The 19,924-nt window shown below is 42.6% G+C and carries 22 protein-coding genes; 6 read left to right on the plus strand and 16 right to left on the minus strand.

Annotated features, from left to right (window positions below):
- Nucleotides 1–29: 29 nt before the first annotated feature.
- Nucleotides 30–1,316 carry a hypothetical protein gene (locus tag AC4CU3_RS06690; protein WP_279044896.1) on the minus strand — a complete coding sequence of 429 codons (1,287 nt, stop codon included), beginning with the start codon at nucleotides 1,314–1,316 and terminating at the stop codon, nucleotides 30–32.
- A 122-nt stretch (nucleotides 1,317–1,438) separates the two neighbouring features.
- Between AC4CU3_RS06690 and AC4CU3_RS06695 the strand changes: the two genes are divergently transcribed.
- Together AC4CU3_RS06695 and AC4CU3_RS06700 are read left to right on the plus strand one after the other, a co-directional pair.
- Nucleotides 1,439–2,218, plus strand: a complete 780-nt coding sequence (locus AC4CU3_RS06695; protein WP_114837452.1) for a class I SAM-dependent methyltransferase — start codon at nucleotides 1,439–1,441, stop codon at nucleotides 2,216–2,218.
- 12 nt (nucleotides 2,219–2,230) lie between these two features.
- On the plus strand, nucleotides 2,231–2,791 hold the full coding sequence (locus tag AC4CU3_RS06700; protein WP_114837451.1) for a hypothetical protein: 561 nt from the start codon (nucleotides 2,231–2,233) through the stop codon (nucleotides 2,789–2,791).
- A gap of 58 nt (nucleotides 2,792–2,849) precedes the next feature.
- Here AC4CU3_RS06700 and AC4CU3_RS06705 read toward each other — a convergent pair whose 3' ends face one another.
- The 3 genes from AC4CU3_RS06705 to AC4CU3_RS06715 are packed head-to-tail and all read right to left on the minus strand — an operon-like array spanning nucleotide 2,850 to nucleotide 5,193.
- The gene (locus AC4CU3_RS06705) at nucleotides 2,850–3,260 is read right to left on the minus strand and encodes a GFA family protein (protein WP_078425270.1); all 411 of its coding nucleotides are present in this window, start codon (nucleotides 3,258–3,260) and stop codon (nucleotides 2,850–2,852) included.
- Nucleotides 3,261–3,318: 58 nt separating this feature from the next.
- Nucleotides 3,319–4,530, minus strand: coding sequence for a TIGR03862 family flavoprotein (locus AC4CU3_RS06710; protein WP_114837450.1), 1,212 nt, complete (start codon nucleotides 4,528–4,530; stop codon nucleotides 3,319–3,321).
- A 3-nt stretch (nucleotides 4,531–4,533) separates the two neighbouring features.
- Nucleotides 4,534–5,193 (minus strand): class I SAM-dependent methyltransferase, encoded by a 660-nt coding sequence (locus AC4CU3_RS06715; protein ID WP_171355083.1) that lies wholly within the window; start codon nucleotides 5,191–5,193, stop codon nucleotides 4,534–4,536.
- An 85-nt stretch (nucleotides 5,194–5,278) separates the two neighbouring features.
- Between AC4CU3_RS06715 and AC4CU3_RS06720 the strand changes: the two genes are divergently transcribed.
- Nucleotides 5,279–5,452: a DNA gyrase inhibitor YacG gene (locus AC4CU3_RS06720; protein ID WP_004692619.1), complete on the plus strand. Its 174-nt coding sequence runs from the start codon at nucleotides 5,279–5,281 to the stop codon at nucleotides 5,450–5,452.
- A gap of 398 nt (nucleotides 5,453–5,850) precedes the next feature.
- Here the strand turns inward: AC4CU3_RS06720 and AC4CU3_RS06725 are convergent, their stop codons facing one another.
- The 6 genes from AC4CU3_RS06725 to AC4CU3_RS06750 form a co-directional block, all read right to left on the minus strand.
- Entirely contained in the window at nucleotides 5,851–6,495 is a 645-nt protein-coding gene (locus AC4CU3_RS06725) for an MBL fold metallo-hydrolase (protein WP_114837447.1), read from the minus strand.
- Between the two features lie 12 nt (nucleotides 6,496–6,507).
- A complete protein-coding gene (gene hemH / locus AC4CU3_RS06730; RefSeq protein ID WP_114837446.1) occupies nucleotides 6,508–7,530 on the minus strand; it encodes a ferrochelatase in 1,023 nt (340 codons plus the stop codon).
- A gap of 69 nt (nucleotides 7,531–7,599) precedes the next feature.
- Nucleotides 7,600–8,625 (minus strand): DUF4062 domain-containing protein, encoded by a 1,026-nt coding sequence (locus AC4CU3_RS06735; protein WP_490738059.1) that lies wholly within the window; start codon nucleotides 8,623–8,625, stop codon nucleotides 7,600–7,602.
- A 117-nt stretch (nucleotides 8,626–8,742) separates the two neighbouring features.
- A complete protein-coding gene (locus AC4CU3_RS06740; RefSeq protein ID WP_007116247.1) occupies nucleotides 8,743–9,771 on the minus strand; it encodes an IS701 family transposase in 1,029 nt (342 codons plus the stop codon).
- A 91-nt stretch (nucleotides 9,772–9,862) separates the two neighbouring features.
- Entirely contained in the window at nucleotides 9,863–10,732 is an 870-nt protein-coding gene (gene murI, locus AC4CU3_RS06745; RefSeq protein ID WP_114837445.1) for a glutamate racemase, read from the minus strand.
- 47 nt (nucleotides 10,733–10,779) lie between these two features.
- On the minus strand, nucleotides 10,780–11,391 hold the full coding sequence (locus tag AC4CU3_RS06750; RefSeq protein WP_114837444.1) for a DUF1285 domain-containing protein: 612 nt from the start codon (nucleotides 11,389–11,391) through the stop codon (nucleotides 10,780–10,782).
- 191 nt (nucleotides 11,392–11,582) lie between these two features.
- Here AC4CU3_RS06750 and AC4CU3_RS06755 point away from each other — a divergent pair, with 191 nt between their 5' ends.
- The gene (locus tag AC4CU3_RS06755) at nucleotides 11,583–13,295 is read left to right on the plus strand and encodes an electron transfer flavoprotein-ubiquinone oxidoreductase (RefSeq protein ID WP_004692627.1); all 1,713 of its coding nucleotides are present in this window, start codon (nucleotides 11,583–11,585) and stop codon (nucleotides 13,293–13,295) included.
- A 152-nt stretch (nucleotides 13,296–13,447) separates the two neighbouring features.
- Here AC4CU3_RS06755 and AC4CU3_RS06760 read toward each other — a convergent pair whose 3' ends face one another.
- Both AC4CU3_RS06760 and tusA read right to left on the minus strand, forming a co-directional pair.
- Nucleotides 13,448–13,975 carry a hypothetical protein gene (locus AC4CU3_RS06760; protein ID WP_005400910.1) on the minus strand — a complete coding sequence of 176 codons (528 nt, stop codon included), beginning with the start codon at nucleotides 13,973–13,975 and terminating at the stop codon, nucleotides 13,448–13,450.
- Between the two features lie 72 nt (nucleotides 13,976–14,047).
- Nucleotides 14,048–14,305 (minus strand): sulfurtransferase TusA, encoded by a 258-nt coding sequence (gene tusA, locus AC4CU3_RS06765; RefSeq protein WP_004692640.1) that lies wholly within the window; start codon nucleotides 14,303–14,305, stop codon nucleotides 14,048–14,050.
- A gap of 213 nt (nucleotides 14,306–14,518) precedes the next feature.
- Between tusA and AC4CU3_RS06770 the strand changes: the two genes are divergently transcribed.
- Together AC4CU3_RS06770 and lnt are read left to right on the plus strand one after the other, a co-directional pair.
- Nucleotides 14,519–15,358 carry a CorC family transporter gene (locus tag AC4CU3_RS06770; RefSeq protein WP_004978829.1) on the plus strand — a complete coding sequence of 280 codons (840 nt, stop codon included), beginning with the start codon at nucleotides 14,519–14,521 and terminating at the stop codon, nucleotides 15,356–15,358.
- On the plus strand, nucleotides 15,355–16,914 hold the full coding sequence (gene lnt, locus AC4CU3_RS06775) for an apolipoprotein N-acyltransferase (protein WP_114837443.1): 1,560 nt from the start codon (nucleotides 15,355–15,357) through the stop codon (nucleotides 16,912–16,914). Before AC4CU3_RS06770 ends, lnt begins: the two co-directional genes overlap by 4 nt.
- Nucleotides 16,915–16,980: 66 nt before the next feature.
- Here lnt and AC4CU3_RS06780 read toward each other — a convergent pair whose 3' ends face one another.
- The 4 genes from AC4CU3_RS06780 to gspF form a co-directional block, all read right to left on the minus strand.
- A complete protein-coding gene (locus AC4CU3_RS06780) occupies nucleotides 16,981–17,319 on the minus strand; it encodes a tRNA-binding protein (RefSeq protein WP_004978826.1) in 339 nt (112 codons plus the stop codon).
- A gap of 159 nt (nucleotides 17,320–17,478) precedes the next feature.
- Nucleotides 17,479–17,814, minus strand: a complete 336-nt coding sequence (locus AC4CU3_RS06785) for a hypothetical protein (RefSeq protein ID WP_004978824.1) — start codon at nucleotides 17,812–17,814, stop codon at nucleotides 17,479–17,481.
- Between the two features lie 283 nt (nucleotides 17,815–18,097).
- Nucleotides 18,098–18,535, minus strand: a complete 438-nt coding sequence (gene gspG / locus AC4CU3_RS06790) for a type II secretion system major pseudopilin GspG (protein ID WP_010325797.1) — start codon at nucleotides 18,533–18,535, stop codon at nucleotides 18,098–18,100.
- A gap of 33 nt (nucleotides 18,536–18,568) precedes the next feature.
- Entirely contained in the window at nucleotides 18,569–19,774 is a 1,206-nt protein-coding gene (gene gspF, locus AC4CU3_RS06795) for a type II secretion system inner membrane protein GspF (protein ID WP_058868820.1), read from the minus strand.
- Between the last annotated feature and the right edge of the window lie 150 nt (nucleotides 19,775–19,924).

The following is a 19,924-nucleotide window of genomic DNA, read 5'->3' on the forward strand; positions in this document are numbered from 1 at the left end:
GCTTTAGACCAAAGCCCTATATGAATAAATCACATCAACACATCTGACTCAGCATCGCTTGACACCAAAAACTGTGCTGTTTCTGGAATATCTTCGACCAAATCAAAGCCACCATATTCATCACAGCTAAAGTTAAACTGCTTATAACTAATCAAATAATAATCACTGTATTTTTTCATTAACAATGGATGCATTCCAGCGCCCAATTCGGCTTGTTCATGCACCAACTTCATGATCTGTCTGTCATTCATGACGATGGTATAGCGCATATCGTTATAGTAAATGTGTACTAGTCCATTACCCTTGGCAAAAATCGGCAGCAGAAACTTATGATTCAGCGCAATAGCATCTGGTGCATAGCTTTCAATCTTTTGACTGATCATATTGAACACTAAACCATGTCCAAAACTATCCATCAACTGACAGCTATTTTCTTGCGGCAAGTTGACCTGAATACCCAATTTCAGCAGATCGGTCTGGCTCACTTGTCGATTGCTGAGTAACTCGCGAATAATGCTTTGTTTTAGCTTGCTATCAAAAAATTGACCATCTAACTCAAGCTCATTATTTTTCAGAATTCGCCCCAAAGAAAAGCGATGACGTGGCAACAAGTTTTCGATCACTTTACGGTAGTAAAACTTGCTGTTCTTTTTCACTTCACGAATTTTTTTATAAAAATACGGCGCATCAAACTCATGACGTAAAAAATCGTGCAACAAATCTGAACTGGCTAAAACCGCAATCGCATCATGCCCTGTAAAAGGTAAGTTCAGGGTATTCAGATTCGGCACGACCAATTGTAATTTTTCATAATGCGCACGGTCTTCAGGGCAGTAAGGGTCATAAATAACAATGTATTCACACTCTGCCGAGACATCCTTCGCTTGAACCTGCATGTCATGGTTCAGCTCAGGCTGATAGAACATGTTATAGCGGTTATCCGTCACCTGTTCAGGGTCGATCGAATACTGCGGCACCAAGGCTACCACGCGCTTAAATCCAAGAAGTTTAGAGTATTTAATCGCTGCATAGCCGCCCATCGACCCTGCATAGGCAATGCGGGTTTGAAAGGGGGCAATCCAAGCGCGAATTGCCTCTAACATCGCCAACATCGAAGACTCTGGAAACCATGACTTCTGTTTCGGCATAATGCCAACCACATTGAAGCCAAACTTCGCCAGCGATTTTTCTGCATTGATCGACGTTCCCTTGGCACGGGTAATCAGATCACCAAAAGAGAAAATAAGTTCGTCCGATGAACCCTGTAAAAAAATGACACGAATCTGTTCATCTTCAAAAATAATTTGTTTCGCCATGTCCATGCTGAGAGATTTCATTCCTATAAAGTGAGGTCATGTTCGTTCCATACAGCATAAGCGATTTCATCGAACCAAATGTGTTATTTTATAGATGCAGAGCAGATAAAAAAGCGCAAAATATGACACAATTACTCCATCCTGCGGCACAACACGGGTTTAGTGCAGCTGCTGAACTTTATCAACAAGTGCGTCCAAGTTATCCACAAGAGATCCATGTCTGGCTCACCGAGCAACTGCATTTAAACGCAAATTCACGTGTGATTGATCTTGCCTCGGGTACAGGTAAGTTTCTGCCTTATCTGATTCCACATAGTGGACAGCTCACTGCCATCGAACCGGTGACCGAAATGTTAGCTCAGCTCAAACTGGCTTACCCACAGGTGGAAACATTACAAGCCTTTAGTGACCATATTCCCCTGCCTTCGCAAAGTATCGATGCAGTTTTATCTGCGCAGGCCTTCCACTGGTTTGCCAACATGGACAGTTTAAAGGAAATTCACCGTGTCCTAAAACCGCAAGGGCATTTGGGCTTGGTCTGGAACCAACGTGATACTCAAGTCGACTGGATCAATGCACTCGCAGAACGACTCGCGCCTTTAGAAGGAGATACCCCGCGTTATCATAGTGGGCTATGGAAAAAAGTCTTTGAACATCAAAACTTATTTCAGCTCAAAAGCCTGCATCAGTTTGCACAGCAGCAAACAGGTACAGTAGAACAAGTCGTCTCAAAACGTCTCCTTTCGACCAGCTTTATTGCCGCAATGCCACTCGAACAACAGCAGGATTTAAAACATCAGTTTGAACAAATTGTGCAGCAGTACACGGGCAAACAGCCACAAGACGAAATCAGTTTTCCTTACATCACCTATGCCTATCACTTTCAAAAAATAGCAGAATAATAGGACACCGATATGAACCCACATACTCTTTCATTAAAACAGGTTCTACTGCCGCTTCTTTTAGGTGGCAGCTTAATCCTCACAGGCTGTAACAAAGCCAATGAACGTGCTGAGCAAGACACCCTTTCAAGCGATGACAAAATTTTGCAAGAACTCAGCTCTGAACCGGTCAAAAGTTTTGCAAAAACAGCCAATGATCCACACGATATTGCGCTCTTGGCCGACTATGACCAGCGCTTTAGCAGCATGAGTGATGAAATGGAAGATGAGCTGATAAAAATGCGTGAGGCAGGCACGCTCACGGATGAATTTGCAAAAACACGTCAACAAGACAATATTCAGTCTGCACTGAATATGCTGAAAGAGCTGGATTTAAAAACAGAACAAGGGCGCTACATTCAAACTCTGATGTACCAATATTGGGATAACCAAGCCAAAATCATCCAAGATAAAACCGCAGCACCACATGATAACGTGAAAGGTCTCGGTGAGCTCATTCATGCCCAAGAGCAACTTGAACACTGGCAGTCGCAGTACCCAAAAGCTCAAGATACGATGTCGACAGGCTACTAACTCAATCTCGGACAAAGAAAAGGGATCCGATGATCCCTTTCACTTAGATCTATTCTAACTATGGGCGTTCAGCATATTGCGGTAATGCATCACAAATGTTGTCCCACTCGGCTTGAGATGCCACAAAAATATGCTGCGTCGGCTTTTGCTGTAACGGGGTATCTAAAGTGCCGATCCGCAAACGGTAAAACTCAGGTGTTTCAGCTTTAATACTGATCAAAGGTGAACCACAGTTGCCACAGAAACAACGCTCTGTGCCTGCACTCGATGCATATTTTTTTACAACGTCCTGACCAGAGGTCAGTTTAAAATCCGCCTTAGCAATCGGTGCATTGGTTGCATATGCCGTTCCATTGGCCTTGCGACATTTTTGACAATGGCATTGAATAATATCGCCAATCGGCCCATCAATTTGATAAGTCACTGCACCGCATAGGCAGCTGCCCACATACTGCTGAAGATCCGACATCATGATGCTCCTTGAATTTTTTATTCAAATTAGCACAGCTGATTTTCAGTTGCATCGCTTACGGCGAATTTTTTGCCACATTCAAATACTGCATAGCGCCCTCACCTGCGGCACGCCCTGTTGCAAAACATGCAGTGAGTAAGTAGCCCCCTGTGGGTGCATCCCAGTCCAACATTTCCCCACATAAAAAAACGGCGGGATTGGATTTTAATTGTAGCTGCGGGCTCAGGCCTTCACGGCGCACACCGCCAGCACAACTAATCGCTTCTTCAATCGGACGAAAACCAGTTAAAGGAATCTGTAATTGCTTCATCTGCTGCGCCAGTTGTTCAGGGTGATTCCAGTGTTCTTTTGCAACCAACTCTCGCACTAAACTTGCCTTAGCTGCATCTAAACCAGCTTTACGCCAAACATTACTTAAAGACTGTTTTTTTGTCGGTTTCAGACGTACAGCCAATTCTTGAACAGTGACATCCGGCAGCAAGTCGAGCTTCAAAATTAAAGACTGTTGTTGCTTTTGCTGCGCACGCAGCGCTCGACCTTGCTTATAGACCAAACCACTTTCTAATCCATAATGGGTGATGACGATATCGCCCATACTTTTTTCGGCATCGCCCACCCATGTCGAAATTCGTTTCAATGGCTGCCCAAAGACGGGTTGCATATAGGTAGACCATTCATGTTCTACTCCAGCATTGCTGGCTTGAAAAGGCTCAATTTCATCGGCCTCCAACCAGTTTTGCCAAGCGCCATCACTACCGAGCTGAGACCATGACACCGCTCCGCAAGCCAAGACGATCGCATCATAGCTCTGGCTATGCACTTGATCACTAACCAAAGACTTGATTTCAAGTGTATGTTCTTTGAGGCTGAGGCATTGATGACGATAGTAAAACTTGACGCCTGACTCAACCAAGCGTTTCAACCATGCACGTAATAAAGGCGCAGCTTTCATTTCAATCGGGAAAATACGCCCAGATGTTCCGATATAGGACTCAATGCCTAAACCTTTCATCCATGCTTGAATCCATGTGGCATCCCACTCACGAATCCAAGGTGCTAGCCATTCAGCTTGATCATAACGACCGATAAACTGCTCTACAGGTTCGGCATGAGAGATATTTAGTCCTGTTTTACCCGCCATCAGAAACTTACGTGCAGCAGATGGTTTTTGCTCAAACACATCGACCTGAACATCATATTGACTCAATACTTCTGCTGCCATCAAACCGGCTGGGCCCGCCCCAATAATTGCAATACGCTTTGGCATGATTTATTCAGCTTGATCCGAAGATTGCGACTGTGGGTTCTGACCTCGCAAGGCCTGAAACGCATCAAAACGCGTGCAATAACCTTCAGGTTTCGTGATGATCAACTGTTGGCAGAGCTCGCCTCGTTCTAAATATTTAATTTCAAAATGCGTGCGCGCTGAGCTATCAGCAATGCGCTCTTTCACAAATGGTAACTTCCACACCTCAATCAACTGTTGCTGTGCTTCTTCAATATATTCTGGAATATTGCTGGCTAAAGTAATTTTTCCGCCCACTTGTAAACGTGAAATCAGAAACTCAAAAAACGGCATATTCAACCAGCGCTGCGCAGGATTATGCGGTTCAGGGTTGGGATAAAGAATAAAAAACTGTTCAACCTGCTGCGGCTGCAAGGCATGTACCACCCACGGCAAGGCATCGGCATGTACCAGCTGTAAATTCTGCTGACCTTCTAAGCCATGTTGTTTCTGCATCGCCACAAACTTTTCACGGGTACGTTCAACCGCAATCAGCTTTTTCTCAGGATGATGGGCCGTAAACAATAAAGCATGTTTACCCTTGCCCGCCCCAATTTCCACACATAGTGGATCAGGACTGATCATTTGAAAATCACGAGGCGCATGCATACGCTGGGCTTGAAATTGACGAATCGGCATAATCAGATCAAACTAAGAAAAAACCGCATCAGTCTAACAACTGCCAACGTTTTTGCCTATTTCAATCCGAAAATTTTATCTGGAGTCGATCATGCCACACACTTTCCCTTGTCCCCGTTGTGGAGAAATGAGTCAATGGGAAGACAACGCCTTTCGTCCTTTTTGTTCTGAACGCTGCAAACTGATCGACTTAGGTGCATGGGCCAATGATGAATATCGCCTCCCAACGCAAGATGCACCGCAGGCAGAAAATTCAGAAGAATAATATGTTTAATTTCATGATATTTTTCATATTTTAAGCGAAATTGTTCATTATTTAATATCTTAATATTCGCTTAAAAGGATAATTCGTCGACTATACTCCCTCCAAAATTGGTACATGCTCACAGCATGATCAAGTCACAAAAATAACATCCTATAAGGGGGGATAAGATGAACATCCTGAGTAAGACTATTGTTTTAATTGGCGTTTTACTTGCGATCTGTCTATTCAGTTTTGGCATCTATATGCAAGATCTGTTAATCCTCTCAGTTGGACTATTAGTGGCCTTATTCTCCATCGTGTTTGCTCTAGAAACCCAACACATTTTGCATAATCCATTTCGCAAATAAAAAAGTCAGCAGCTGCTGACTTTTTTATTTTTCAATGAGACCACAAAGTGCTTAGCCTGCTTTTCCTGCCACAAAAGGGTTATGTTGTTTTTCAAAACCAATGGTACTGATTGGACCATGTCCTGAAATAAACTGCGTCTCATCGGGTAAACTAAAGCATTCACGCTGAATAGAGTCAATCAACTGCTGATGATTGCCGCGTGGAAAATCGGTACGACCAATGGAGCCTTTAAACAACACATCGCCGGTCCAAAGCAGACCATAGTTTTTGTTATAAAACATCACATGACCCGGAGTATGTCCAGGGGCAAAACGCACTTCAAACGCTTCATTGCCCAGTTTAAGGACTTCACCACCTTCAAGCCATGTCGTGACGTCCACCTTTTCAGGAACAGGAAAACCATAACGCTGCGAGACTTCTTGGATCATATCCAACCAAAAGGCATCTTCTTTATGCGGGCCAATCACAGGGACATCCCACAGTTTTTTTAATGCCCCGACTGCTCCAGCATGATCTAAATGCCCATGTGTCAACCACAGCGCTTTTACTGTCAAACCCAATACTTCAATTTCAGCTTTAAGTTTTTCAGGCTCTCCACCTGCATCAATTAAAATTGCTTCTTTACTGTCACTGTCCCAGACAATCGAACAGTTCTGCTGAAATGCCGTTACAGGCACAATTTTAACTTGCAACATAGCGTGTCAACCTCAATTCGTTTTGCTGGCTAATGTCTGTTTTAAGGCGTCAAGATTAGCCTGAACCAGCGTATTGAGCAATTGCAAATGATCTCCGCGACTATTCAAGGCTGGAATATATTGATACCGCTCTCCACCTTGAGACAAAAACAATTCAGCATTTTGAATCGCCAGTTCCTCTAAAGTTTCTAAGCAATCCGCTGAAAACGCCGGACTCATAATTTGCACCGATTTCACACCCTGCGCCGCCCATTCGGCCAGTAAGACATCGGTATACGGTTTCACCCACTCTTGTTTCCCAAAGCGGGATTGGAAACTGATCGCCCATTCGTCCTCCGCTAGGCCTAATTCGGCCGCCACCAACTGCCCAGTGATACGGCAGCGGTCGGCATAGGGATCGCCTTTATCGGCATAAGGTTGTGGAATACCATGGAAAGACATTAACAGCTTTTCAGTCACCCCATGTTCAGCACGGAAATCGCGCACACTTTGCGCCAAAGCCTGAATGTATAAAGGGTGCTGATAATAATCGCGAATAATGCTCAGCCCTGGCAAATTGCGCTGCTTTGGAATCCACTTCGCGAAAGCATCATATAAGGGCGCGCTGGATGTTGCCGAGTATTGCGGAAACAAAGGAAAAAGTACAATATGATCTTGCGGGTTTTGACTCAACTCAGCAAGCAAAGGCTGAATGCCGGGATTACCATAGGTCATCGCAGGAACAATATTCAGCTCAAACTCAGGATATTGCAAAATCAACTGCTGTTGTAACGCGGCCACTTGAGTCAGCAAAATTTCTCGCATTGGAGAATCGCTGCCCCACACCATCTCATAAGCATGGGCAACGCGTTTCGGGCGAAACGGCAAAATAAATAAACGGAGAATAATTTGCCAAAGCGGTTTGGGAATTTCAATCACCCGCTGGTCTGACAAAAACTGATCCAAAAAGCGACGCACTGCTGAAGCTGTCGGTGCATCAGGCGTTCCCAAATTTGCCAAAATAACAGTAACTTTTGCTTTTGTTGCAGTAGACATTCAACCCTCGTGGCTCGTTTTCGAATGTCTCTACTGTAACAGTTTTCAGTTCATTATCTAAATGGATAACTACGAAGATTGAAATTGAAAAGGCCGATCCTTTTCCAATAAATTACTCTCCAAAAGTTTCATCGCCTTCGGGGTCAACTGCCAGAGCATGCGCTGACGATCATCTCGACCCGACTGAACAATCCAATCATTTTGACGCATTTGCATTTTGATACTGTGCAAAGCACGAATATTAATTTGTGAGCGCGCAACAGCATGGGCACGAGGCATTTCTAAGCGTGCATCATTTAAACCAGTTTCGTTTAAATATTCATTAATGCGTTTGGAGAAATACTCTTCAGGAGTTGGGTGAATAAAGGTTGTCCCCAAAACCGAGAGTAATTGCGCCCAAGTCATCTGCTTTTGAATTTTCAGCTCTTTAAAATTGCCATCTTGATAGGCATGCATCCGATAATCAAAGGCAAAAAATTCATGCATAGCCACTTTGGGTAAAGACAAAAATGGATCGACTTCACGTTTACCCGCTTCAGTTTCCAATTGCACCAATTTGGCTTTGAGTTTATCAATTTCGTCATGCAACACTTGGGTGTTCTGCGGACGTACCCAACCCGATACAGGATAGCGCTCTAGCATTTGCGTCATATTCAAGCGAACGGCCATTTCCAAGTCACGCATGGTGCGATAAGTGAAAACCTGATCGACTTCGTTTTGGAGTAGTTTTCTAAACTCTTTGAATTTTTCACGCAGCTCAGCTTTGTCGTCATGTAAACATAACTCACGGGCATCAGGATCATCATGCATAAATACAATAATCGGCTTTTGTTTGGTGACCGCATAAATGTATTCAAGGTGCATATATCCCACCCCTGACACGGACTGTTCGCCATATTTGCTGCCCAGCAACAATATGACATAGTCACAGTCATCGATCTGACGACGTGCAAAAGCCGTTGAAAGTGGTGTCCGTTGTTCTAATCCCCAAAAAAAAAATCCCATGCCCACTAAAGTTTGGGCCAAAATGATCCGCTCTGGTTGCATCTCGCTTCCAGAAGTGGTTATAAACACTTGATAACGCTTATCGAGCATCGGTTATCCTCATTATTCTTCGCAGCATCCCATCCCCCAAATTCCATTAGATAGACACTGCGACTAACTCAAGCATATTAGGTTACAATTTTTGACTATATTAGGACTTACGCACTATTATTTATAGATTCTCTGTGGTAGCAGATGATTTTTATCGAGAATAAAGTCATCAATGAAGTTTTTGATAACTGGTCTAAATAATTTCTTCTGCCAACGATATACATTTTCAAAGATCCGCTCAAACTGGTTCTTTTGTATCTCGACGTAGGCCATCAAGGCTGAAAAAATATGATTCAAAATCAGTTTAGATCGTCTTACTTGAAACTTTTCAATATGACAAACCTGTTTAATCACCCGGTGATATTGCTCTATTTTCCAATGACTTGAATGTAATTCATGAAAACCCTCAAAGGACAATAAATCATCTTCATCTTGATGCACAATATAAAACCTCTGCTGTTCTTTTAACTGAGTCTTAAATAATTGTACAAAGCCAAAATCTTTGAGCCAGACCACTTGACCCTGATGGAAATTTGGCAATAAACGCAGTTGAAACCATTGTCCTTTTTCTGGGGAAACCTTACGGTTACAGTCGATACCAAACATAAATCGAATACCATATTTTCTTATGGTTTTTAGATTTCCAGTCGATGAATACCAACTATCACCTGTAATAAATTGAATCTTTGCACCCCAACTGAGTACTTCACTTAACATATCCATAAAGTAATCATTCTTGGTTTTACTTTCAGATTTGTCATAAATTCGGAAATTAATTGGAATATTTTGACCATTCTGATCTGTCGCATACAAGGTAATGAGATTAATACCCTTGACGGATCGGTGGTGTTTGCCTGACCAAAAATAGCTAACCAAGTCCATATGTTGACTATAGGGTTTATCTAAAACAGTATCATCAATACTGACTATAAGTTTATTATTATCAATATGTTGAATTGCTTCTTGATATAGGTCGTGAGGTGTGTAGTCTTCACGTTCTAGAAAGCGATTTACACTATCATGCGAGATGTTATAAGTCTCGGCAAGTTGTGTGCAGCTAATAGAGTTCGGTTCTGTCATGAGAAAGCCCATATAAATGGGTAATGTACAAGTTGCTGTAGAAGCATGTTTAATTCGTCTGATCACAGATACTTTATAAAGTATTTTAATACTTTTTTGAATCCGTCAATGCGTAAGTCCTATATATATCAAAATACTCGACTTATTTGTTTAAAAATTAATCAGATATGTTTGAAATAGTCCAATTTAGTTCTGGTTCAAGCAAAAGTTGTAAGATGGGTCTCAAACTTTCTGCATTATTCCCACTGACATAACATTCAATTCGAACATCACTATCATGATTTCGTTCAAATAATAACTCATTTTTGATTAAAATACGGGCTGTTTGTCGTGCAACTGCCAGTCCAGAGTCAATTAATGTCAGTTTCTGACCAAAAATAGATTGTATCGCTATTTTCAAAAAAGGGTAATGGGTACAGCCTAAAACTAAGTAATCTGCACCCTGATCGACAACGGGTTGTAAAATATCTTTTAAAATAGCTAAACATGCCGCACTCATCTGTGCGCCGCTTTCAACAAAAGGCACTAAATCTAAGCAGGTCACTGGAATCACCGTGACTCCCGAAGGTTGTGCAAACTTCTCAACCACATCTTTAATCAGCTGCCCGCGAAAGGTCGCAGGGGTCGCTAGAACGGCCACGGTTTTGGATTTGCTTTGCAATACCGCAGGTTTTAGGGCCGGAACCAGGCCGATAATCGGGAAGTTGTCGCCATAGTGCTCGCGTAAATAATCCAAACTAAAGGCTGAAGCGGTATTACACGCCACAACTGCAACCTTACAGCCTTTGCGGTAAAGCCACTCAATCGCTTGTGCAGTCAATTCTCGGATATTTTGATCATTGCGTGGCCCATAAGGCACATGTGCGGTATCGGCAAAATAAATAAATCGTTCATGCGGTAAATGCTTGGCAATTTCTTGAGCGATGGATAAGCCGCCTATCCCCGAATCAAATATCCCGATTGGCGCATTGGCTGTCGCTTTTGGCATAGGGTTGATCAGAGGAAATAAGGGCTGAATGGCACTCATGGGGACTCGTTGCAGTATAAAGTTAAAAGATCAATCAAGCTTAAACCTCAGGTGCCTAATTGCAATAGCAAATCACCACTTTGTAAGCACAGTTTGACCTGACCCGCCGCATCGTCGCTTAGCTCACCCATTTCCACCAAATGAAAAAAAGCAGCACGCTGAATCAGTGCATTGATGCCAAAACGAACATGCACATAAGGACGTAGCTCCCCTTGGAAGGCACGCATAAAAATGGGATGGTCTTCATCAACAATCACCACATCATGCGTGGTCGTGGTCAGTTGTAGGTAGATTTTTCCTGCAATTTCGACTTGCTCGACTTGATTGACAAATAAAGGTTCATCTTCAACCTCGATTTCAATCTGCTCGACAGGAGTTTTGAGATAAAACTTATCTTCTTCTTTCCAAAGTACCGTTGCAAACAGCTCAATCATGGCTTGGCGTTTGATCAATTGACCTTCGTGCCACCATTCTCCATTGGCTAAAACCTTCAAATCCATTGCGCCACAATGCTTTGGGTGCCATTGATCTAAAGGGGGGATTGACCTTTTGTGACCGGACTGTCCACCTTTTATGTATTGTGCAATACCGGTTAAGTTTTTATTATCAGCAATAGCTACTTTTTTCGTCGGATTTGCTGAGTTGTGCTGCTTATCCATAAAATTCATGCCTGTCTGACGGAAAAATAATATGATTCAGCCAATTGGCTAGAACTCGGTTTAAACCTATACTAGCTCACAATATAAAAGACACGATGATAAATTTTGTGTCTGGGAACTAAGAACACTCATGGCAGCACCGTTCTTTGAGTCAAAACGGTTGCCACCTTTAACCATATGAGGAGTCCTACATGGAACACATCGAACGTGAATCGATGGAGTTTGACGTAGTCATCGTTGGCGCAGGCCCTGCTGGCCTTTCTGCTGCGATTAAAATTCGTCAACTTGCAATTGAAAACAACCTTAATGATCTGTCCGTTTGTGTCGTAGAAAAAGGCTCTGAAGTTGGTGCGCATATCCTTTCAGGTGCTGTGCTCGAACCGCGTGCGATCAATGAGTTGTTCCCAAACTGGAAAGAAGAAGGCGCGCCTTTAAATGTGCCAGTAACTGAAGATAAAACGTATTTCCTAATGTCTGCTGAAAAGTCACAAGAAGCGCCGCATTGGATGGTTCCTAAAACCATGCATAATGATGGCAACTATGTGATTTCACTTGGTAACGTGGTGCGTTGGTTAGGTCAAAAAGCTGAAGAATTAGAAGTGTCTATTTTCCCAGGTTTTGCTGCATCTGAAATTCTTTATCATGCCGATGGTACCGTTAAAGGTATCCAAACCGGTGATATGGGGATTGGTAAAGATGGTGAACCAACACATAACTTTACACCAGGCTATGAACTACATGCCAAATATACGATTTTTGCGGAAGGCTGCCGTGGTCATTTAGGTAAACGCCTGATTGCCAAGTTCGATCTAGATAAAGATGCAGACCCGCAACACTATGGTATCGGCATCAAAGAACTATGGGAAATTGACCCTGCAAAACACAAGCCAGGTTTGGTGATGCACGGTGCAGGTTGGCCTCTAGCTGAAACAGGTTCTTCTGGTGGTTGGTGGTTATATCACGCTGAAAACAACCAAGTTACTTTGGGTATGATCGTGGATTTATCTTACGAAAACCCACACATGTATCCATTTGCAGAAATGCAACGCTGGAAAACACACCCACTGATTAAGCAGTATCTTGAAGGTGGTAAGCGTATTTCTTATGGCGCACGTGCTGTTGTCAAAGGTGGTTTCAACTCACTGCCGAAGTTTACCTTCCCAGGTGGCTCTTTAATTGGTGATGATGCAGGCTTCCTAAACTTCGCTAAAATTAAAGGCTCACATACGGCCATGAAATCTGGCATGTTGTGTGGCGAAGCGGTATTCGAAGCGATTCAAGCAGGCGTTGAAAAAGGTGGTGACCTTGCCATTGCACGTGTGCTTGAAGGTGAAGACTTCTTTGCAAAAGAGTTAACAGCTTACACAGACAAGTTCAACAACAGCTGGTTAAAAGAAGAGTTATATCGTTCTCGTAACTTTGGTCCAGCAATGCACAAATTTGGCACGTTCGGTGGTGGTGCATTTAACTTCATCGACCAAAATGTGTTTAAAGTCCCGTTTACACTGCATGACTTAGTGCCTGACTTCAGCACACTGAAAACTGTAGATGCAGCAACAGTGAAACCGAACTATCCAAAACCAGATGGTAAGTTGACCTTTGACCGTTTATCTTCAGTATTTGTATCGAATACGGTGCATGAAGAAAATCAGCCAGCACACTTGAAACTGACTGATGCGTCTATTCCTGTGAATGTAAACCTACCAAAATGGGACGAGCCAGCTCAGCGCTACTGCCCTGCGGGTGTTTATGAAATTATGGAAGAGAACGATGGTTCGAAGCGTTTCCAAATTAACGCAGCTAACTGTGTGCACTGTAAAACGTGTGATATTAAAGATCCATCTCAGAACATTACTTGGGTAACGCCTGAGGGTGGTGGTGGTCCGAATTACCCTAATATGTAATTCCTTGCGACACGGCAAAGCAGTTGCTTTGCTAACCGTGTCGCATAACCGAACATGTAATGTTAAAACGGGCTTGCGCTGAGGCGCATTTCCGAGTAAGTAATCGCTTTTAGATTAAAAAATCCCTTCAGCACTGAAGGGATTTTTTTTAATTAATAGGCATCTGACTTTTTGCTAAAAACCATCACTGTTGGCCCTATCGCGGTATGTCCAACCCCATGATCTTGATAAATTTCAATCCGATAATCGGCACACTGATAAACATATTTATTTTCAGCTTGTTTCCAACCGTTTTGCGCCACCCGAAAGCGTTTTAATACTCGACTTTTAAAAACATCTAAATCGGTTTCATACGTCGCAAGTGGCCCATCTAGAAAACTTAAACTGTATGAAATAATCATTTTAGAATGCGGATCGTAACGAATATGCTGAACCCAGCTCACACCAGCTTTTTTAATTTGGGTATCTACACCTTGTGCAAATTCAAACTGATAATTATCGCCCCCTAAAATAACCGTTTTTGCGGTGGGATGATGCTGTTGAAATTCACGAATATGCTGTCCAATTTTTAAACCTGCAACATTCATCGTACCTACAGGAACTTCACAAGATTTTGCCCAAGAAATTGAACAAAATAATGCAAAAATATGAGCCCATAAGAACACATTTATTCTTTTCATTCTGATTTCCTTGGATGAACTTGATTTCTTTTTCTTTACTCAAGTACATTTTAAAAGGCTAAGACAAATGTCCTAACCTTTTTTAACTAAATAATGAAATTCTTTATTGCCGTTTTCGTCTAAGCGCTCTTCTTGCAGCAAAAGTTCATGCCCAAGATGCATACAAAATTTCGGAATATCCCATGAAGTTGAATTGTCCGTTGCAAACACCTCCACTACATCTCCCGATTTAGACTTGCGAATGGCTTGATGCAACATCATCACAGGCTCTGGACAGCGTAAACCACGGGTGTTTAATTGGATGCTTGGGCTCACTTCCAAATCAGACATATTATAAACTCAAAAATTTAAAAACTTGCCAATTTTAACACAACTGCCCATTTCGCATATCTGTTTGCATAGTTTGATGGCTGATGAACCTCATGTATAAAAGTATTGATCTAATCATTCATGCAATCCTTGCTTAATTACAATAGACAACTGTGTTTTCTACGGTATGATAAAATTAAGTTTTTTAGATATTAAGAGTCTTTAGGAAAGATCATGCACGAGGAATCAGGCCCGTCGTGGGGAATGCGTGGCTTACGCAAATGGTTAGGTACCGCGCCAGAAACTCGCGATGAACTGTTAAAGTTAGTTCAAGATTCACGTCGTTTTTTAGAACCCGACACTGTTGCGATGTTAGAAGGCGTATTAGACCTTCCAGCAACCAAAGTCCGCGAGGTCATGACACCGCGTACATCGATGATCAGCCTACAAGAAGATGATGAGTTACTCGACATTTTGCATACCTTGGTTGAGTCGGCACATTCACGTTTCCCTGTCTTTTCATCCGATCAACCAGACAATGTCGTGGGCATTTTATTAGCCAAGGACTTATTGCCTTTTTTGACTGAACCAAACAATAAAGTGGATATACGTGCGCTGATGCGCCAACCTTTATATGTCCCTGAAAGCGCACGCTCAGACCAAGTACTTCGCATGTTGAAAAATACCCAAACGCACATTGCAGTGGTAATTGATGAATATGGCACGACCTCAGGTTTAGTGACGCTAGAAGATATTTTGGAAGAGATCGTCGGTGAAATTGAAGATGAACACGACAAGATCGATGAGGAAGCTGAATATATTATTCCCGACAATGACCCAACGACCGCAAATACGTGGCTGGTTCAAGCACTTACACCAATCGAACACTTTAACAATCTTTTAGATGCAGACTTTTCTGATGATGAGGTTGAAACTGTGGGCGGTTTATTGCTTCAAGAAATTGGTTTAGTGAGTGATTTACAAGGTCAGGTGATTGATCTTGAAAATTGGGAATTTACCATTGTAGAAGCAGATGCACGTTCTATTCATCTGATTCGAGCCGTTCGTAAATGAGAGCTTACTTTGACAAACTGTTAACCCCCAATCCACAACAAAAACAGTTACCTTTAATTTATCCGCTTTTAATTGCCTTATTTTCAGGGGCGGTCTTTAGTTTTGCACTCGCCCCTTATCATTATTGGTGGTTGGCAATCTTATCCCCTGCACTGCTCTATGCCACTTTACGCAGTCGCAGTGCAAAACAAGCCTTTGGTATTGGTTGGGCCTATGGTTTTGGCCTCTGGTTCGTGGGGGCTTTTTGGCTCTACACTTCCATCCATGTCTATGGCGATACCAATAGTGCCTTAAGTGTGGGCATGATCGGCATTATGGCCTTGGTCATGGGCTTATTCACGGCTGTCCAAAGCTTTATTTACCGCCGCTTTTTCCCTGAAACACCCCTAACCTTCGCCCCGCTTTGGGTGCTTTTTGAATGGGCGAAAACTTGGGTTTTCACAGGCTTCCCATGGCTGTTTGCAGGCTATGCCTTTACCGAACGCTTACTGGATGGGTATGCACCATTATTTGGTATCTTCGGGGTATCGTTTGTAGTCTTGGTGTTGGCCTGCGCACTGGTCGAAGTTTTAAACCGCCGCGTTTTTTGGGTCATCCCCTCTGTTTTATTGGTGCTTGGCGCATGGGGCGCATCAAAAATTGAATTCGTCTCCGCAAAAAATACGCCGCCATTATCGGTTTCTTTAATTCAGGGCAATATCCCACAAGACTTAAAATGGCTCACTGAGTATCAACTAAAAACACTTGGAATCTACGCTGATTTGACCAAAACAGAATGGGGACGAGACCTCATTGTTTGGCCTGAATCCTCTATTCCGATGTTCCAAAGTGATATCGAACCCTTTTTAGCTGCAATGACGGCACAAGCCAAGAAAACCAACACAGCGTGGGTCACCGGTATTCCATACTGGGATATTTCAGGCTCTGAAGCGGCAGGTCGACCACTGTACTACAACAGTATTATGGCCAATGGTGCTGAAGCCGAAGGAATCTATAAAAAGCAACGTTTAGTGCCTTTTGGTGAATATATTCCACTATCTGGTTTACTGAAATGGGTGTTGCCAGCCATGCAGAATGATCCGTCGATGAGTGGTTTTTCACGTGGCGAACAACAGCAACAACCGCTTTCTATTCATCAGCAGCATTTAGGCGCGGCCATTTGCTATGAAGTGGCTTATCCGAACTTGACGCGTCGTAATGCCAGCCAAAGTGATTTCTTGGTGACAGTTTCCAACGATGCATGGTTTACAGGAACCGCAGGCCCTTTACAGCATTTACAGATGGTTCAAATGCGTGCCAAAGAAAATGGACGCTGGTTTATCCGTGCCACTAATACAGGCGTGACGGCGTTTATTGACCATCAAGGGCATATCGTAAAACGTGCCCCACAAGATGTGGCAACCGTGCTTCGTGGCGAACTGCCTGCTATGCAAGGTCAAACGCTATATACCCGTTTAAGTGACTGGCCAATTTTAGGTTTTTCAGTCTTTTTACTGATCTTGGGCTGGATCTATCGTCCACGTAAAGTCGATGTATCGTTTAAGTCTCGTCGATAATTCCTATTGTTAAATCATACTTTTCCAAAGAAAAACCCAAGCTGAGCTTGGGTTTTTCTTTTTCATTTATAGTAGTTTGGTACCTACTGGAACATCTGTATCAGGCACACACAGCACCACACCTGCGTCTGAATCATGAAAGCCAGTCACTAAGCACTCAGACTGGATGGGACCAATTTGCTTGTTTGGAAAGTTAACCACTGCCACCACCAATTTACCTAACAACAGTTCAGGTTGATAACGCTCAGTAATCTGCGCACTCGATTTCTTAATGCCAATTTCATGACCAAAGTCGACATGTAAAATATAAGCAGGCTTACGTGCCTGCTCAAAAACTTCGGCCTGAATAATTCGCCCGACTCGGAGCTCGACTTTTAAAAAATCCGCCCAATCAATCTGTTCCATATTTCACTCTATATTTATATTTTCTACAGTATAGGGAGTGAACACTAGCATCATATACAACGAAACAGACAAGCGATCCTATCTTTCCGCCATTCTTCATGACGCAATAAAAAACCGAGCGTATGTGCTCGGTTTTTATCACAACTATAAATGTCAGTATTAAATTTGACTGACCAAATAGGACACCATACCGGCTAAAAAAAGCATCGGGGTATAACGGTAGAACATGACCACTTTTTGTTCTAATGCTGTAATCTGTACTTGATCGAGTGTGAGTACGGTTGCTTTTAACGCAGACCAAAAGCTCAAAACCGCCCATGTGCTGAACAGACTGATTGCAAAGAAACCCACCATGATTTGGCTGCTGCCTTCAGTCGACTGCCAGACACTTAAAACACCTTGAGCAACAGGAAGCATACTCAAAATCAAAAGAACAGATTTGAGCATCGACCAATGGAATTGGCTCATTTCATCCAACAAGGTTAATGCTTTCATTCTATTCTCCTCAGGCAAATCAGTTGCCATTGAGAACATTATGCAAGGATTTAAATAAATAAAAAGCCTATTTTTATCCATAATTTACATTATTTGTAATCAACAAATATGGGAATAATTCTTATTATAAATCTCAGCTGATGCTTATTATATTTAATAATTTAAAATCATAATCTTAGATATTAATTTTAAATTAAGATGTATTATCATTACAGTCCACATTGACATAACCTATGCACTGTAATGATATATTCAATTAAACCCAATATATAATAATTCTCAATTAAGGTTGATACTGAATATCAGCATCGGTTTCTTCACCACCTTGCTGTCCATCTGCGCCAAAAGAATATAAATCAAATGGTCGTCCATCGGTCCCAGGTGCAACATATTGAATGTCATTATCCCAACTGTCTTTCGGATATCCACCTTTCACATAACCGCCGGGCAACCAATTTTTTGCAGACTCAGGCTTATTCACCAAAGCGTCGAGTCCACCCTCTTGCATCGAAGGATATTTACCATTATCCAATTTATATTGATCCAATGCCGCAGCAACACCTTTAAGGGTAATGACAGTGGTATCCACTTTGGCTTTTTCACCGCGTCCCATCACATTGGGTACAATTAAGGCTGCCAATACACCTAAAATAACAATCACCACCATGACTTCAATTAAGGTAAAGCCTGAAGCTTGGCGTCTATAGATTTTTGATTGCATGTGAATTTTCTCTTCCATCTTATATTTTTAAAATTAAATCATGTTGTTCATATTGACGATCGGTAGCATCACGGCGATCACAATCACCAAGACAATGCTTGCCATCAGAACCAACATCAGTGGCTCCAGTAAAGCCAGCAAGGTCGATATGAGCGTTGTCACCTCTCGGTCTTGCATGGTCGATGCGCGCTCCAACATCCGATCCAATTCACCCGACGTTTCACCACTTTTAATCATTTGTACCATCATCGGTGGGAAATAACCACTGCGCTCCAGCTGGGTCGCAAGGTTTCCACCTTCAGTCACTTTTTCTGCGGCATGATTGACCGCATCGCGAATCACCCAGTTATTACTCACCGCCGCGCCAATTTTTAACGCATCCACCAAGGGCACACCTGACTGGGTCAAAATCGATAAGGTACTGGCAAAGCGTGCGGCATTTATACCACGTGAAAGTTTACCGAATAATGGCAGTTTGAGCGTTAAACGATCAAAGGCATAATGCCCTGCTGTGGTTCTTAAAAATCGCAGTAATAAGCCGATGCCTAGTACACTGCCCACCAATAAAAATGGCCATGCCACTCGAATAAAATCGCTGGCTTTCATCAAGGCAACGGTAATCCATGGCAAGGCATCTTTGCTTTGGTCAAAGGTTTTGACAATGTCAGGCACAACATAAGTCATGAGCCCCATCACGATGGCAAAAGACATCAGCATTAAAATAATCGGATAAATCATCGCGCCTTGGATTTTCTTTTGCATCGCAAAGCGATTTTCAGTGTAGTCTGCCAGCTGATCTAAAATTAAGTCTAAATGTCCTGAACGTTCGCCAGCGGCAATCGTGGCAATGTACAACTCTGGAAAGCGTCCAGATTGCTGTAAACCCTGTGCCAATGAATGACCTTCCAGTACTTTAGAACGCACTGACATCAATAGATTTTGTACATGTGTTTTTTCTGACTGCTTTCCAACCGCACGAATGGCTTCTTCCAACGGAATGGCCGCCGCCACAAGTACCGAAAGTTGACGTGTCAATAAGGCCAAATCATAGGCGGTAATTTGTTTTTGAAACCATGTTTTACTGCTGTGCTTATCTTTTTGTTCAACAGGATCAACCGAGACTGGGATCAGCGCTTTATCACGAAGTTGTTGCCGAATTTGACGTGCTGAATCACCTTCGAGCACGCCTTTTTGCTGCTTTCCTGCGGCATCGAGTGCGGTAAATTGATATGCTGGCATGTTTACGCTTTCTAATTGTCCATTTAGTCATTTGGCGCTGTTGCATGTCGGCACCAAAATCATTCATATTCTAAGTTATAAATTATGTCATCACTCTAACACAACTCATTCATCGCACAACGACAATTTCATCAGGACATTTTGAGCTTT

The organism is Acinetobacter sp. 802_lipA (assembly GCF_058242885.1).

Coding starts and splice junctions, on each gene's coding strand:
- lnt (WP_114837443.1), top strand. CDS start 15,355: ATGAGAGCTTACTTTGACAAACTGTTAACCCCCAATCCACAACAAAAA.
- AC4CU3_RS06690 (WP_279044896.1), bottom strand. CDS start 1,316: ATGGCGAAACAAATTATTTTTGAAGATGAACAGATTCGTGTCATTTTT.
- gspG (WP_010325797.1), bottom strand. CDS start 18,535: ATGCAATCAAAAATCTATAGACGCCAAGCTTCAGGCTTTACCTTAATT.
- AC4CU3_RS06735 (WP_490738059.1), bottom strand. CDS start 8,625: ATGCTCGATAAGCGTTATCAAGTGTTTATAACCACTTCTGGAAGCGAG.
- hemH (WP_114837446.1), bottom strand. CDS start 7,530: ATGTCTACTGCAACAAAAGCAAAAGTTACTGTTATTTTGGCAAATTTG.
- AC4CU3_RS06705 (WP_078425270.1), bottom strand. CDS start 3,260: ATGTCGGATCTTCAGCAGTATGTGGGCAGCTGCCTATGCGGTGCAGTG.
- murI (WP_114837445.1), bottom strand. CDS start 10,732: ATGAGTGCCATTCAGCCCTTATTTCCTCTGATCAACCCTATGCCAAAA.
- AC4CU3_RS06725 (WP_114837447.1), bottom strand. CDS start 6,495: ATGTTGCAAGTTAAAATTGTGCCTGTAACGGCATTTCAGCAGAACTGT.
- tusA (WP_004692640.1), bottom strand. CDS start 14,305: ATGTCTGATTTGGAAGTGAGCCCAAGCATCCAATTAAACACCCGTGGT.
- AC4CU3_RS06760 (WP_005400910.1), bottom strand. CDS start 13,975: ATGAAAAGAATAAATGTGTTCTTATGGGCTCATATTTTTGCATTATTT.
- AC4CU3_RS06750 (WP_114837444.1), bottom strand. CDS start 11,391: ATGGATAAGCAGCACAACTCAGCAAATCCGACGAAAAAAGTAGCTATT.
- AC4CU3_RS06720 (WP_004692619.1), top strand. CDS start 5,279: ATGCCACACACTTTCCCTTGTCCCCGTTGTGGAGAAATGAGTCAATGG.
- AC4CU3_RS06695 (WP_114837452.1), top strand. CDS start 1,439: ATGACACAATTACTCCATCCTGCGGCACAACACGGGTTTAGTGCAGCT.
- AC4CU3_RS06755 (WP_004692627.1), top strand. CDS start 11,583: ATGGAACACATCGAACGTGAATCGATGGAGTTTGACGTAGTCATCGTT.
- AC4CU3_RS06700 (WP_114837451.1), top strand. CDS start 2,231: ATGAACCCACATACTCTTTCATTAAAACAGGTTCTACTGCCGCTTCTT.
- AC4CU3_RS06785 (WP_004978824.1), bottom strand. CDS start 17,814: ATGAAAGCATTAACCTTGTTGGATGAAATGAGCCAATTCCATTGGTCG.
- gspF (WP_058868820.1), bottom strand. CDS start 19,774: ATGCCAGCATATCAATTTACCGCACTCGATGCCGCAGGAAAGCAGCAA.
- AC4CU3_RS06710 (WP_114837450.1), bottom strand. CDS start 4,530: ATGCCAAAGCGTATTGCAATTATTGGGGCGGGCCCAGCCGGTTTGATG.
- AC4CU3_RS06770 (WP_004978829.1), top strand. CDS start 14,519: ATGCACGAGGAATCAGGCCCGTCGTGGGGAATGCGTGGCTTACGCAAA.
- AC4CU3_RS06780 (WP_004978826.1), bottom strand. CDS start 17,319: ATGGAACAGATTGATTGGGCGGATTTTTTAAAAGTCGAGCTCCGAGTC.